This window comes from Nonomuraea sp. NPDC049750, from assembly GCF_040659625.1.
GTDB lineage: Bacteria > Actinomycetota > Actinomycetes > Streptosporangiales > Streptosporangiaceae > Nonomuraea.
This window is the reverse complement of sequence record NZ_JBFANB010000015.1, coordinates 163,449-176,658: the sequence shown is the minus strand read 5'-3', so window position 1 is coordinate 176,658 and position 13,210 is coordinate 163,449. Positions and strand designations below refer to the sequence as shown.

The 13,210-nt window shown below is 69.2% G+C and carries 16 protein-coding genes; all 16 read left to right on the top strand.

The features are described 5' to 3' along the window. The first annotated feature begins 4 nt into the window (after nucleotides 1-4). The 16 genes from AB0J16_RS33675 (at nucleotide 5) to AB0J16_RS33600 (ending at nucleotide 13,187) form a co-directional block, all read left to right on the top strand. Nucleotides 5-421: a hypothetical protein gene (locus tag AB0J16_RS33675; protein WP_358546860.1), complete on the top strand. Its 417-nt coding sequence runs from the start codon at nucleotides 5-7 to the stop codon at nucleotides 419-421. 9 nt (nucleotides 422-430) lie between these two features. After that, nucleotides 431-712: a hypothetical protein gene (locus AB0J16_RS33670; protein ID WP_358546858.1), complete on the top strand. Its 282-nt coding sequence runs from the start codon at nucleotides 431-433 to the stop codon at nucleotides 710-712. Nucleotides 713-772: 60 nt separating this feature from the next. Next, complete coding sequence (locus AB0J16_RS33665; protein WP_358546856.1) at nucleotides 773-1,414, top strand: hypothetical protein; 642 nt, start codon at nucleotides 773-775, stop codon at nucleotides 1,412-1,414. A gap of 13 nt (nucleotides 1,415-1,427) precedes the next feature. Continuing rightward, a complete protein-coding gene (locus AB0J16_RS33660) occupies nucleotides 1,428-1,895 on the top strand; it encodes a hypothetical protein (RefSeq protein ID WP_358546854.1) in 468 nt (155 codons plus the stop codon). Between the two features lie 2 nt (nucleotides 1,896-1,897). Continuing rightward, a complete protein-coding gene (locus tag AB0J16_RS33655; protein ID WP_358546852.1) occupies nucleotides 1,898-2,218 on the top strand; it encodes a hypothetical protein in 321 nt (106 codons plus the stop codon). Between the two features lie 1,096 nt (nucleotides 2,219-3,314). Then, nucleotides 3,315-4,157, top strand: a complete 843-nt coding sequence (locus AB0J16_RS33650) for a hypothetical protein (RefSeq protein WP_358546850.1) — start codon at nucleotides 3,315-3,317, stop codon at nucleotides 4,155-4,157. A 77-nt stretch (nucleotides 4,158-4,234) separates the two neighbouring features. Then, nucleotides 4,235-4,699, top strand: coding sequence for a hypothetical protein (locus AB0J16_RS33645; protein WP_358546847.1), 465 nt, complete (start codon nucleotides 4,235-4,237; stop codon nucleotides 4,697-4,699). Then, nucleotides 4,699-5,130 (top strand): HK97 gp10 family phage protein, encoded by a 432-nt coding sequence (locus AB0J16_RS33640; protein WP_358546844.1) that lies wholly within the window; start codon nucleotides 4,699-4,701, stop codon nucleotides 5,128-5,130. The genes AB0J16_RS33645 and AB0J16_RS33640 overlap by 1 nt, the downstream gene beginning before the upstream one ends. Before the next feature lie 16 nt (nucleotides 5,131-5,146). After that, complete coding sequence (locus AB0J16_RS33635) at nucleotides 5,147-5,650, top strand: hypothetical protein (protein ID WP_358546841.1); 504 nt, start codon at nucleotides 5,147-5,149, stop codon at nucleotides 5,648-5,650. Nucleotides 5,651-5,660: 10 nt separating this feature from the next. Beyond that, nucleotides 5,661-5,972, top strand: a complete 312-nt coding sequence (locus tag AB0J16_RS33630; protein WP_358546838.1) for a hypothetical protein — start codon at nucleotides 5,661-5,663, stop codon at nucleotides 5,970-5,972. Beyond that, on the top strand, nucleotides 5,973-6,458 hold the full coding sequence (locus tag AB0J16_RS33625) for a hypothetical protein (RefSeq protein ID WP_358546835.1): 486 nt from the start codon (nucleotides 5,973-5,975) through the stop codon (nucleotides 6,456-6,458). It abuts the gene before it with no gap. Beyond that, a complete protein-coding gene (locus tag AB0J16_RS33620) occupies nucleotides 6,455-6,952 on the top strand; it encodes a hypothetical protein (protein WP_358546832.1) in 498 nt (165 codons plus the stop codon). The genes AB0J16_RS33625 and AB0J16_RS33620 overlap by 4 nt, the downstream gene beginning before the upstream one ends. Further along, nucleotides 6,931-7,263: a hypothetical protein gene (locus AB0J16_RS33615; RefSeq protein WP_358546829.1), complete on the top strand. Its 333-nt coding sequence runs from the start codon at nucleotides 6,931-6,933 to the stop codon at nucleotides 7,261-7,263. Before AB0J16_RS33620 ends, AB0J16_RS33615 begins: the two co-directional genes overlap by 22 nt. After that, nucleotides 7,250-10,756 (top strand): hypothetical protein, encoded by a 3,507-nt coding sequence (locus AB0J16_RS33610; protein ID WP_358546826.1) that lies wholly within the window; start codon nucleotides 7,250-7,252, stop codon nucleotides 10,754-10,756. Before AB0J16_RS33615 ends, AB0J16_RS33610 begins: the two co-directional genes overlap by 14 nt. Further along, nucleotides 10,753-12,627 carry a hypothetical protein gene (locus AB0J16_RS33605; protein ID WP_358546823.1) on the top strand — a complete coding sequence of 625 codons (1,875 nt, stop codon included), beginning with the start codon at nucleotides 10,753-10,755 and terminating at the stop codon, nucleotides 12,625-12,627. The genes AB0J16_RS33610 and AB0J16_RS33605 overlap by 4 nt, the downstream gene beginning before the upstream one ends. Further along, entirely contained in the window at nucleotides 12,627-13,187 is a 561-nt protein-coding gene (locus AB0J16_RS33600; protein WP_358546820.1) for a hypothetical protein, read from the top strand. Before AB0J16_RS33605 ends, AB0J16_RS33600 begins: the two co-directional genes overlap by 1 nt. Nucleotides 13,188-13,210: the final 23 nt, after the last annotated feature.

Below are 13,210 nucleotides of genomic sequence, written 5' to 3'. Positions count from 1 at the left end.
AGTCATGCCACTGATGGAAGGAACCCGCGGCCTGAAGACGGCCCAGGGGGAGTACGACTTCGCCGTCGACGGCGGCGCGGTCAGCACGATCACGCTGCGGTCGGCGCCGGGCGACAGTAACGGTGGTGAGATCCCGAACGGGGCCATCATCCTGGGCGGCTACATCGAGGTCGACACGCTCGTCACGTCCGCCTCCGGCAACACCGGCACGATCGCCGTGAACAGCGAGGGCGCGGGCGACCTGCTGGCCGCCGCAGTGACGTCGGGCGCGCCGTGGTCGACGACCGGCCGTAAGGCGATCATTCCGGTGTTCACGGCCGCAACGTCGGTCAAGACAACGGCCCGGCGCAACCTGGCGATCACCGTGGCCGTGGCCGCACTGACCGCTGGCAAGTTCCGCGTCGTCGTGATCTACAAGTAGGAGATCGCGATGGCACTGCAGTACGTGAAACTGCCCTCGGATGACGCCGGGCACGTCATCGCCACTGCCCGGCTGTGCCTGACCGAGGATGGCCGGCTGGTTCCGGATACGGATGAGGCGGCGCGCTGGCTCTACTGCGTGCCAGGCGTGCCGATCAAGCGGGCCGACGCCGAGCGGTATGGCCTGCTCGACGAGCCCGAACCGACTCCGGAGCCGGAGCCCGAGCCCGAGCCGGCGAAGGCGCGGTCCGCTCCGCCGAACAAGGCCCGGTCCCGGGCCGCCGACAAGTAAGCCTCCTGAGCTGTGATCGCAGTCCGGTCCCCGTCGATCGGGACGAGCTCGGGGGGCGCCGTGACGGTGCCGAAACCTGCTGGGACGGCTGCGGGCGACTTGTTGGCCGCGGTCCATATGACGGACGTCTTCGGCAACACCGCAGGCATGACTGGTGCGACTGGGTTCACGCAGGAGGGTGTCACCTACTCGGGTGCCGGTTCCTGTTTCGGCAAGGTCTGGCAGAGGCAAGCCGACGGGTCCGAGGGCAGTTCATTCTCGTTCGGCAACCCAGACACCAGCATCGTGATGATGCTCGCGATCACTGGACACAACGGCTTCACGCCCTTCGACGTCACAGCGACTTGGAGTGACGGCGGCGCCAACCAGACCGCTCACGTGGCGCCGAGCATCTCCCCGTCGCTGGGTGGTTGCCTGCTGGTGTGTGCGTGGGCGTCGACGGTGAGCACCGGGACGCCAGCGCCCACCTACACCTCGCCCGGCGGGATGGTCGAGCAGGCCGATTCCGGATGGACGGGGTTCGCGTTCGCTGCCCTGGCCACCGAGGTGCTCGCTGCTGGCGGGTCCACGGGGACCCGCACAGCCACATGCGCATCATCCGGATCGAACAACTACACGTCGCTGAGCTTGGCCATCGCGCCTGCGGTGAGCTCGGGCGGCCGCAGTCCAAGGGCGCTCTCCCAGTACGGCGGCTTCTTCTGAAAGGGAAATGATCATGGCAAGATTCGCTGCCCAGGTGGAGTCGGCGGCCGCGCTGGCGGTGGACACGGGCTTCGCCTGGCTGATGTCCTCGGCGAGCACCGGCTACAAGCTCAGGCGAGTGACGATCGGCTGCGTGGCTGGCGCTGGCGTGCCTACCTCGCAGCAGGTGGTCGTCGGCATCAACCGGGTGACCTCGGCGGGGACCACTCCGACCGCAGGCATGACGCCGGCCAAGCTCGACCCGAACTCGGCGGCCGCGGGCGCGGTGTGGAACAGCGCCTACGCAACCCCGCCCACGGCGTCGGCGGCCGACCAGTGGCGGATCCCGTTCAACACCCAGTCCAGCGCGGATCTGCCGTGGGAACTGCTGGAGGAGTGGGCAGTCACGCTGGGCACAAGCAATGGCTTGGCCTTCATTAACAGGGACAATGCCCTCCCGGCCAGCCACAAGTACGTGCTCAGCGTCGAATGGGAGGAGTGACCTTGGCGTTCGCCGACCAGGTCGCCCTCACTAAGGATTCCGCCTTCAGGGATCGGGTTCGGATGGCGGCAGTCACCGCCGCTGTCCTGGTGGCGGGGGAGGCGCAGAGCTCCCTATCCACGACCGCCTACCTTAAGCGGCAGGGGCTGGCCACGCGGGTGCTGGCGGCTGCCGGACATGGCGAGCATTCCGAGATTCTCGACATGTTCGTCTGGGCGGTCTCGCAGAACGGCGCGATCAGCGCGGCCAGCCTCGACAGTGACATCCAGTTCACCGTCAATAGCGTCTGGAGCGACTGCGCTGGCGTGACCGTGCTCGATTAGGGGGCTGAATGTCGCGGCGCTGGCGCCACCCCTCCGTCCGTCGCGGCGAGTTCTTCCAGCCGCCTCGATCTACCGCCGCACCGCAGCCGCCCTCTCTGGCGCCGCGGGTATCGCGGGCGAGGTTCCGCTTCGCTGTGGCGCCTCGTCGCGGCGCGTTCTTCGCGGGTTCCCGTCTGGCTCCCCTCGCCGCGTCGGCGTTCATCCCTCCGCTGACCCGGCAGGCTGGCGAGTACCGCCTTGGGACGCGGGTACGTCGGGGCGCGTTCCGGATCGTTCCGCCGACGGTCGCGATGCTGCCGGCGGTCCAGCGCGGTGCGATCCATGCCAGCGCGGTTAGGGTGCGCTCCGGCCGCTTCGCCTCGCCACCTCTCCAGGTTGTGGCACCGTCCGCGCCGCTACTCTCGCCGCGGCTGGTGCGCGGCCGCGCGCGCTTGGCCGCGCTCCGCGACGGCCGGTTCGTCGCCCCGCCGCTCCAGACGGCGGTCCAGCAGCCTCCATCGTTCCCGCCTCGGACAGTGCGAGGTCGGGTCCGGCTCGCTGCGGTACGCCGCGGCGAGTTCGCCTGCCCGCCGTGGGCGGCGCAGGCCGCTCCGCCACCTCCATGGGTTCCGTCGCCGATAACCGGACGCCGCCGGTCGCTGACGGTCCGCCGCGGCCGGTTCGCTGGCTGTCCGACCACCGCACCGGTCCCGCCGCCGCACATATCGAGCGGGCGCCCGGGAGCGGGATCTCGGCGTGGCCGCTTCACTGCATACCCGCCGCCGCTGGCCTGGATCCCTCAACCGATCCGACCTCGGCGACCTGACTGCGCGGTGCGGCGCGGGCAGTACGTCGAGCCGGCGTGGCCGCAGGTCGTTCCGCCGCCGCCTCCCGTGCTGGTGCCCATGGTCCGGCGCGGTCGAGCAGCGCCGCCCATGTTCCGAGTCCACGGCCGCATTTGGCTGGGCTGGATGGAGCTCACGGAGTCGCCCGCCCCCGAGTCGTCGGCCGGAATGATGTCCGCTCGCGATCGGCTCGCGGCCAGGGCGGTCGGCGTAGAGAGGCGTGGGACTTCGATGGCGAATCGCGCACGGCGGGCGGCAGAGATGGAGGGCGCGTGAGCTTCGACCTTGGCGACCCTGTCCCGCTGTCGATCACGATCACGAATGCATCCGGCGCGCCGGAGAACGCGGGCAACGTGGCGCTGACCATCACCCTGCCGGACGGCACGACGCACATCGAAGCGTCGGTTCCTGGCACGGACGGCGCCTACAACTTCGACTACCCGACGGTCCAGGCCGGGGTGCATCGGGTGCGGTGGCTGGCCACCGGCGCCAACGCCAGCGCGTACACCGACGTGATCGACGTCGAGCCCGCCGAGGGTGCCCCGTTCCTCTCGCTGGCCGACACGAAGCATCACCTTAAGAAGGACCCGCAGCTGTCGGAGGACGACGAGGCCCTGCGCGGGTTCATCGGTGCCGGGTGCCAGATCATTGAGGACCGCATGGGGCACGTTTCCCCGCTCACCATCGTGTCCGACCGGTCGGCGCGCCGGGGTGTCGTGGTGCTGCCGGAACGCCCGGTCATCTCGATCACCAGCGTCATGCGGCTGCCCGGCGGTGAGGTCGTACCTCAGGCCGACCCGCTCGCGGGCACGGACGGCTGGACGCTGGAGCACGCCGAAGGCGTGCTGCGGGTGCCGGCCTGGTGGGGTGATGTGCGGATCACGTACAGGGTCGGGCGCTCGCCGTTGCCGCAGAATTTCCGCCTGGCCGGGCTCGACCTGATCAAGCACCTGTGGCAGGGCTCGCAGCACAACCAGGCGGGCGGCCGCCCGGCCCTGGGCGACTCGGACGCGATCGCCGCCGCGTCGATGAGGCCCTACGCCTTGCCGTATCGCGTGTCGGAGCTGCTGGGCCTGAAGCGGCACCAGGAGCGCGACGAGCCGCTCGTCGGCTGAACACCTCGGGCCGCCCGCGCCCGCCATTCCAGGGTCAGGTTCAACCTGACCTTCAATCACCTGGGAGAACGTAACCGGTGTCCACCATCCCCGCAGCGCTCGACGCGCTCGTGGCGCTCGCTGCGCGCGCCTGGCCAGACGACGTCCAGGTCCTCGACGGAGGGCCCACGGTCGAGGTCAAGGACGACGTGATCGCGATCGGCTACAGCGGCAGCGAGAGCCAGCCGGACGTGCAGAGCCGGGTCACTGGCGAGCAGCTGGAGCTTGAGCCGGACCGCGAGGCGTACGACGTGTGGTGCATGTTCAGCGCCTGGCGCGGTGACGCCCACCGCGACGGCAAGCCGGACGCGCGCACGGTCCGGCGGCGGGCGTTCGAGCTGCTGGCCGGGTTCCGCGACGAGCTGGGCCGCGATAGCCGCCTCGGCGGGACGGTGATGATGGCACGGCTCAGCACAGTGGACGTGACCGCCGACCAGACCCGCAACGGCCCGGTGTGCACGATCAGGGTCCAGGTGCACATCGACGCGTTCGCGGCGGCGTGATGGCCGAGCCCGCGGACCCGTCGGAGGCGATCCGGCAGCTGGCCAAGCAGCTGGATGGCCTTCCCAAGGAGCTGCGCCAGAAGCTGCGGCCCGCGCTGAGGGCGGCTGCTGAGCCGGTCGTTCAGGACGCTCGGGGCCGGGCCAGCTGGTCGACGCGGATCCCGCGCGCGATCTCGATGTCGGTGCGGTTCAGCCGCGATCCGGGCGTGCTCATCCGGGTGCGCCGCAGCGTGGCGCCGCACGGCCGCGCGTACGAGGGGATTACGGGCGCGAGCGACTTCATTCACCCCGTGTTCGGTCATCGGGACCGCGAGGTGGCCGAATCGACGCGGCCGTACTTGGAGCCTGCGGTGCGGGCGGCGGCGGACACGGTGTTGGCGAAGGCTGCCGGGGTCGTGGAGCAGGTGGCGCGGGAGCAAGGCTTCCGATGATCAAAGAGGAGTGCTGATGGCCTTCAGGCTGCAGTCGTTTTTCGAGCTCGAAGCGGAGATCACCAATCCGCTGGACCTGACCACGGTGTCGGCGCCTCTAGCGATGGCCCGCCAGCTGATCCTTGCGCAGGGGACGGGCGCCGGCCAGGCGGACATGATCTGGTCGGACAGCTTCACGATCTCGGCGTCGGGCACCCAGGCCGTTGACCTGGCTGGCACGTTGCAGGGCCCGTTCGGGACGACGCTGACGTTCGCGCGGATCAAGATGGTGATCGTCGCCGCTGCCCTCGGCAACACCAACAACGTCAACGTCGTCTCGGATGCCACTAACGGCCCGCTGCTGTTCCTGGCGAAGGGCGACGGTATCCCGGTCAAGCCCGGCGGCATGTTCGTGTCGTTCGACCCGTCGGCGGCGGGAACCGTGATCACGCCCAGCACCGCAGATTTGATCAACCTGGTCAACTCCGCCGGCGGCACCACGGTTACGTGCGATGTCGTCGTCGTTGGCGCGAGCGCGTAAGGGGGCACCCATGGAAACCGTGTGGATCTCGCATCCGCGGCTGGAGGGCAGGGTCGAGGTGCCCGCCTCCTCGCTGCCGCATCACCAGCGCGCCGGCTGGGAGCTCGTGGCCGCGCCTGACCGGCGGCCGGAGACGATCGCCGCGCTGATCGCGGGCGGCTGGGACCCCGATGAGGCCACGGCCGCTGTCGAGGCGGCGATGCCCGACCCGCCGCCTGATGGGTCCGGCCAGACCGACCAAGCCCCGGAGGACACCTCCGGGGCTTCTTCTTTGCCCGAAACCGGCTCGCGGGTTCGGCGCACGACCAGGGGGGAGCAGTAAATGCCCGCTACGCCGATCACGCCCGCTTCAAGGTTCTTTAGGCCCGGCATCACGAAGGTGTCGTGGATCGTCAGCATCGCGAACATCGCTGCTCCGTCGCGGGCGGAGTTGAACGCCGGGTCGGACCTGTCCAAGGACGTCGCCGACATCAACGGGTGGATGGTCAGTGGCGCGAAGATCGACACGCCGGACCTGAACAGCCGGTTTGTGTCGAACATTCCTGGTCTGACCTCGGCAGACGAGAGCGCGATCACGTTCTACGCGAGCGACACCGGTTCTGATGTCAGGACGCTCATGCCGCGTGACACCGCGGGCTACATCGTGTGGCTGGATGGCGGAGACGTCGCCGGGCGGAAAATGGACGTGTTCCCAGTCCGCGTGCTCAGCGTCGGCAAGGTCCGCAGCATGGGCGCTGAGGCTGCCCGGCTGACGATCCAGTACGCCGTCACCAGCGAGCCATCCGAGAACGTGACCATCCCGGCATGAGCGAGGACCGCCTGCTCAACCGCAAGCGCCTGTCGGCTGAGCATCCAATTCGGATCGACGACGACACCGAGGCGCGCGAGGCTGTTGAGCAGGCGCAATTCGCTCTGGCCCTGTTGCGGACGCAGGGCGAGGCGGCGGACGAAGGAGCCCTGCGGAGCGCGAAGGCCAGCCTCACGCGCGCTAAGAAGAAGCTACGGGCCTGCTACGAGTGGATCCCGCTGCGCGCCATGGAAGTCGACGCCTTCGAGAAGCTCGTGGGTGAGCACAAGCCGCGGCCGGAAACCAGCGACGAGATCTGGAACAACGAGACCCTCCCGAAGGCGGTCCTGCTGGCGTGTGACGAGTCCGGCCGGTCGGAGGCCGACTGGGAGCACATCTTCACGCACGTGCTGAACGGGCCGGAGCAGCTCCAGCTCTGCAACACCGCGATCCGGGTGAACGCTCGGACGCCGGACGCGAGCCTCCCAAAAGGTTGGGCGCAGATCGAGGACTAGCGCTTGAGCTGGACGTCTGCGCCGCCTACCGCATCCCGCACAGCGAGTTCCTGCGTTGGGACGCCGACGACCGGGACAAGGCCATCTGGCACCACATCTGGCGACAGGAGGAGTGCCAGCACTGCCGTACCCGCGACGAGGAGTGGGACGAGAGCCGCGGCGGCTACCGGTACGCGTACGTCGCCGAGAAGCGCCGGTGCCGCGGCTGCGAGGTCAAGGAAGCGGCCCAGGAGACGGTCACAGCCGAGGACGGCCGCGGTGTCTACGTCGCGATGATCCGCAACGAGGAGGTGGCCGGTGCCGACGCGTGACCTGATCATCGCCCTCAAGAGCAAGTGGGACGACCGCGGCACCACGGACGCCGCTAAGGGCCTGAAGCAGGCCGAGGACGCGACCAGGAAGTTCTCTCGCGAGCTGGAGCAGTTGGAGAAGCAGGCGCGCCAGCAGGGCGCGGCGATGACGCAGAGCGCCGCCCAGACCGACCGGTTCCAGCGGGAGCTCGACGACGTCGGCCGCACTTCGATCAAGACCCGCAAGCTGCTGGAGGACGCGACCAAGCGGCTGCCGAAGATTGAGATCACGGCGGACACGAGCGATGCCGAGCGCCAGGTTGCGGACCTCTCGCGGCGGCTGCAGGACCTGTCCGGGAAGCGGATCGGCATCGACCTCGACGCCAGGCAGGCGGCGGAGGAGGCTGAAAAGCTCCGCCGCGAGCTCACGCAACTGGCCGCGATGAACCCCGAGATCTTCGTGGGTGCCAATGTCGAGCGGGCCATCCGCGACCTGGACAAGGTGGAGCGGGAGGCGCGCGACCTCGACCGCCGGGTGAATGTGCGGGTCGATGTGGATGGCGCCTCAGCGGCGGCCGCAGCGATCGGCTTGATCCAGACGGCGCTCACCGCGATCCGCGGCTCGGGTCCGATGGCCGGGGCGGCGGTGGCTGCTGCGATCGGCGCGCTGCCCGCCGCCGCGGCGCTGGCGTCGTCGGCGCTCACGGTCGGACTCGGCGGGGCGCTGGCCGGTCTCGGCCTGGCCGCGGCGCACGGCAGCGATGCCGCGCAGGACGCGATCGGCCAGCTGCGGGAAGCGGCCAAACAGGAGGCAGCCAAGATCGGGCAGCCGTTCGAGGCCGTGTGGACGCGGATCGCGCAGGTCGCCGAGCGGGAGCTGCTCAAGATCTCGCCGGTGATCCGCGACAACTTGGCCAAGCTGGCTCCCGACGTCTCGGACTTCGTCGACCAGGCCGGGGCCAGCCTGGAGGAGCTGACGCCGGCTATCGACGACATCGAGGAGGCGTTCTCCGCGGTGCTGGCGCAGCTCGGGCCGCGCCTGCCGGAGATCATGCGGCATCTGGCGGCCGCGATCACTGCGATCACTCAGGCGGTGAAGGAGAATCCGCAGATCTTGGCCGACTTCGCGACCAACCTGGCCAAGATCGCCGAATGGGCGGGCAACGCGGTCGCCGCGCTCACCAGGTTCGTGAAGTGGGCGCAGGAGAATGCGGCCGCGATTCAGGCGATGACGGCCGTGATCAACCCTGCGGCCGGCGTCTTCGGCCATTTCACGGTCGAGGCGGGCAAGGCCGGGCGCGAGAGCCTCAACATGGGCCAGGCCGTGCAGAAGACGACGACCGACGTCAAGGCGATCGGTACGGCCACCGACGAGGCCAGCGTGAAGATGCGCGAGGGCTGGGCGGCCGCCTACAGCGAGTTCGCCAAGCTGGGCGGGCTGCTGGATTCCGCTCGCAGCCGGGTCTCGGCCCAGGAGGAGCTGGCGCAGGCGCAGGCGCGCGCGGCTGAGGTGCAGCGCGCTGGCGCCGAGCGGATCGCGCGGGCCGAGCGGGAGCTGGCTGACGTCCAGGAGCAGAGCGCCGAGCGGGTGAAGGCCGCCAAGCGGCGCGTGGCGGACGCGCACCGGCAAGCGGCCGAGGCGGTCGAGGCGGCTGAGGAGCGGGTGCGCAACGCCGAGGAGGCGCTCACCGCGGCGGTTGAGGAGGGCGCGCAGCGGGAGGCCGACGCTCAGCGGCGAGTGGAGGACGCCCGGGAGCGGGTGGCGCAGGTCGCGGAGGAGTCCGGCCGTCGGATCGAGGACGCAGCCCGGCGGCTGGCTGACGCGCAGGCGGACGCGGCGGCGCGGCAGGTGGACGCTGACCGGCGCGTGGCCGACGCCCACCGGCGTACGCAGGACGCGGTTGAGGATCTAACGGCCGCCCGAGAGCGGGCGCAGGAGCGGCTTGAGGACTTGATCGCGGCTGAGTCCGGCGCCGCCCTGGATGAGGAGGGCGCCCAGCTCGCGATCGACCGGGCTCGGCAGCGGCTGAATGAGGTCAACTCCGACCCCAAGTCGTCGGACCTGGATCGGCGTGAGGCGGATCTCGCGCTGCGGCAGGCGATCCAGCGGCTGGAGGAGGTCCGGCGCCGTAACGCGGAGCTGCGGCAGGATCTGTCCGAGGCGCAGCGGGCGGGGATCGACGGTTCGTCCGAGGTGGTGGATGCGCTCGGCCGGATCGAGGATGCCCGGCGGGCGGAGTCGGAGGCGGCGGCGGAGGCGGCGCGGACGCGCCAGGAGTCCGCGCGTTCGGTCGCGGACGCTGAGCGCGCCCTGGCGGATGCGCAGACGGAGGCGTCGCGGCAGCAGGCGGACGCCGCCCGGCAGCTGGCCGACGCGGAATCGGAGCTGGACAAGACCCGGGTCGAGAGCGCCCGCGCTGTGCGGGACGCACAGAAGGATGTGGCCCGCGCCCAGGCCGACGCCGCGCAGGTCGCGAAGGAGTCGGCTCGATCGGTCGCCGACGCGCAGGCCGAGGCCGCCCGCGCGGTGCGGGACGCCTCCCGGGAAATCATGGACGCCGAGAAGGCGGTCCGTGACGCCAGACGCGAAGCCGCTGCCGACAACCGGTCCGCCACCGACTCGGTGCTGGAGTCATGGGCGAAGCTGCGTGGCGACTCCAAGCTCACGAGCGAGCAGCTGCTCGCGGAGCTGGAAAAGCAGGTCCGCGACCAGGAGACGTGGCGCGCGAACCTTGTCCGCCTCGCCGGGCGGGTGCCGCCGGAGATGCTCGACGAGCTGGCCAAGCTCGGGCCGGGCGCGGCCGGACTCGTGGCGTCGGCGGCCAGCATGAGCGACGCCGAGCTGACCAAGTTCATCAGCTTGTACGGCCGGTCAGGCAAGTCCGCCGGCGACACGTTCGCCAAGAATCTGGCGGAGGCCGGGCCGGTGCTGGCCGACATCGCCCGCAGGCAGGGCCAGTCCGTCGCCGACCGGGTGCGCGAGGCGATGGACGGTGGTCGGAACTCGGTGTTCGATGCGGCCCGCCGGATCGGCGTCGCGATCAATGAGGGCATCCAGGGCGACCGCGTGGTGACCATCAGAACCGAGGTGCAAGAGTTTGCCGCGAAGATCTCCCAGCAGGCGGACGGCGGCATCCTGACCTACGCGATGGGCGGGATGGCGGCGTTCGCGGGCGGTGGCGAGCACCACGTCGCGCAGATCGCTCGCCCCGGCACGATGCGACTGTGGGCCGAGCCGGAGACGGGCGGCGAAGCCTACATTCCGCTGGCGGCCTCGAAGCGGAGCCGCTCGGAGGACATTCTCTCGCAGGTGGCCGGCCGGTTCGGCGGGGCGTTCGTCAAGCGGGCGGCCGTGGGCAGGGCTGGCGGGGGCGCCGGAGTGGCCTCGGTGACCAACGTCAGCTACACCGTCAACGTCGACGCCGGCCTGAACGACCCTTCGGCCGTGGGCTCGAAGGTCGTCAAGGCGATCCAGGAGTATGAGCGCCGCAGCGGGCCGGGGTGGCGCAAGTGACCCTCCCGTTCATCACCGTCGAGTCGATGTTCGACAACACCCCGCTGTCCGGAGTCGTCCGCACCAACACCTTCGACGGCGGCACCAACACCACGACGATCACCACCGGCAACTCGGGCGGCGTGAGCGGCAACGCGTTCAACAACGTGGCGGGCTCGCCCCAGTTCTCCAGCACGCAGGCCTTCGGCAGCGGCCTGGCCGCTTTCAACCCGTCCGCCGGCGTGGACACGCACATGGACTGGACGGGTCTCACGCAGGCTGGGGACGTCTTCTGTGCCCGCCTCTACCTCTATCTGGTGAGCGCCCCGGCGAGCTCGCAGCGGGTCTTCGTGCTTCAGGGAGCGTCGGGGATCGTGAGCGCGGTGTGGATGTTCAGCGACAGGACATTGCGCCTGTACACCGGATTCTCGACCTCGTTGGTCGCTCAGCTCACGACGCCTGTCCCGGTCGGCCAGTGGGTGCGGGTCGAGATGCGGTACACGATCAACTCGGGCGGCAACGGCACGGCAGAGATCTGGCTGTACACCGACCCCGGCTCGAGTACCCATGCCGACTTCGCCATCTCCAGCACCTTGGCGTGGCCGGGCGGCAAGCCCAATCTGACGGAGTGGCACTTGCAGCGCGACGTCGCCGGCTACTGGTTCATGGACAACGTTGCTGTCGCCGCCACGAAGATCGGGGCTGCGGGCACGTGGACGGACCTGACGCCGTACGCCAAGCGGGGGATCACCACCAGGCGCGGCTCTGGACGAGTCCAGAGCCCGATCATCCGCTACGAGGCGGGGACTGCCACGGTCCACCTGAACAACAGCGATAGGCGCTTCGACCCGACTAACACCACGGGCCCCTACGTGTCCGGCGGCGTGAGCCGGGTCACGCCGATGCGGCCGATCCGCGTCCGCTGTACCTGGGCGGGCGTGACCTACCACCTGTTCCGCGGGTTCGTCGACCAATGGGACGTGGACTGGATCGCCAACGTCTATTCCGAGGTGACCGTCACCGCGACCGACGGCTTCAAGGTGCTGGCCAACAAGAAGCGCGCGCCCACCCTGATAACCGTCGACGGCAAGCAGGTGCCGCAGACCTACGGCGGCGGCGAGGACTCGGGGGCGCGTGTCACCCGGATCCTTGACTCGGCTTCGTGGCCTGCCGCTGACCGGCAGATCGCCACGGGTAACAGCCCGATGCAGGCGACGGACCTGTCAGGGGATGTCCTGTCGGAGTTGCAGGCGGTGGCCGATTCCGAGGTGGGCGAGCTCTATATCGACGGTCAGGGCCGCGTTGTGTTCCGCAACCGGTCGGCGATCCATACCGACAGCCGCAGCGTCAGCGTGCAAGCCACGTTCGGCAACCCGCCGACATCCCCTACTCCAGCAGAAGCCAAGTTGTCCACGGATGACGTCACCCTTTACAACGAGGTGATCGCCACGCGTGACGGCGGCGACGGGCAGGTCGTCGCCGACAGTTCCAGCCAGACGGAGTTCCTCACGCGCACTTTCGACGCGCCCAGACTGCTACTGCAGACGGACAGTGAGGCGCTGTCCTGGGGTCAGTGGATCATCTTCCTCTCTAAGAATCCGGAGACCCGCTTCGACCAGATCCAAATCCACTGCCACGCCAACCCCACCGCGCTGTTCCCGGCTGTGCTGGCCAGGGAGATCGGGGACCGGATTCAGATCGTGCGGCGGCCTCCGGGAGGTGGCGCCGACATCGTGCGGGATGCGTTCATACGGGGGATCGCTCATGACGTCAGCACCGAGCGGTGGGTCACCACCTTCCAACTCCAGTCGGCTCGCGCCTTCGGCTCATTTTTTACTCTCGACGATGCGTCGCTTGGCGTGCTGGGCAACAACGTTCCGCTGGTGTTCTGATGGCAACTATCCCTAATCCTCGGACCTGGGGCGCGGCGGAGGCAGTGACGGCCGCGAAGCTGAACACGGACGTGCGGGACGGATACAACTTCCTCCTGGCGACCCCGCGAACGGTGATGCGCAAGTCGGCGAACCAGAGCATCCCGAACGGCACCCTCACCGCAGTCACGTGGGACCTGGAAGACGTCGACACCGACAGCGGCCACAGCACGGTGACGAACAACTCGCGATATACGGCGCAGACGGCGGGCTGGTATCACATCAGCGCCACCATCGGGTGGGCCAACGGCAGTATTAACGGGGCGCGAGAAGTGTTCCTGTGGAAGAACGGCGACGGTTCAACCAGGCAATCCAGGGCCGATAAATGTCCGACCAATGGCGAAATCTTCGGTAGGTCGTGGGTTAATATCTCCGGCCATATCAATCTAGCGGTGAACGACTGGGTGGAAATTCAGGTGTGGCACAACAGCGGAGCTGCCATGGATGTGGCTGGCAATATCGCTAGCTTTAGTGATGGCAATTTTCCCTCGCTGTGGGACATCAGGTGGGTGCATACCTGATGGCTACAATCCCGCCTCTTACA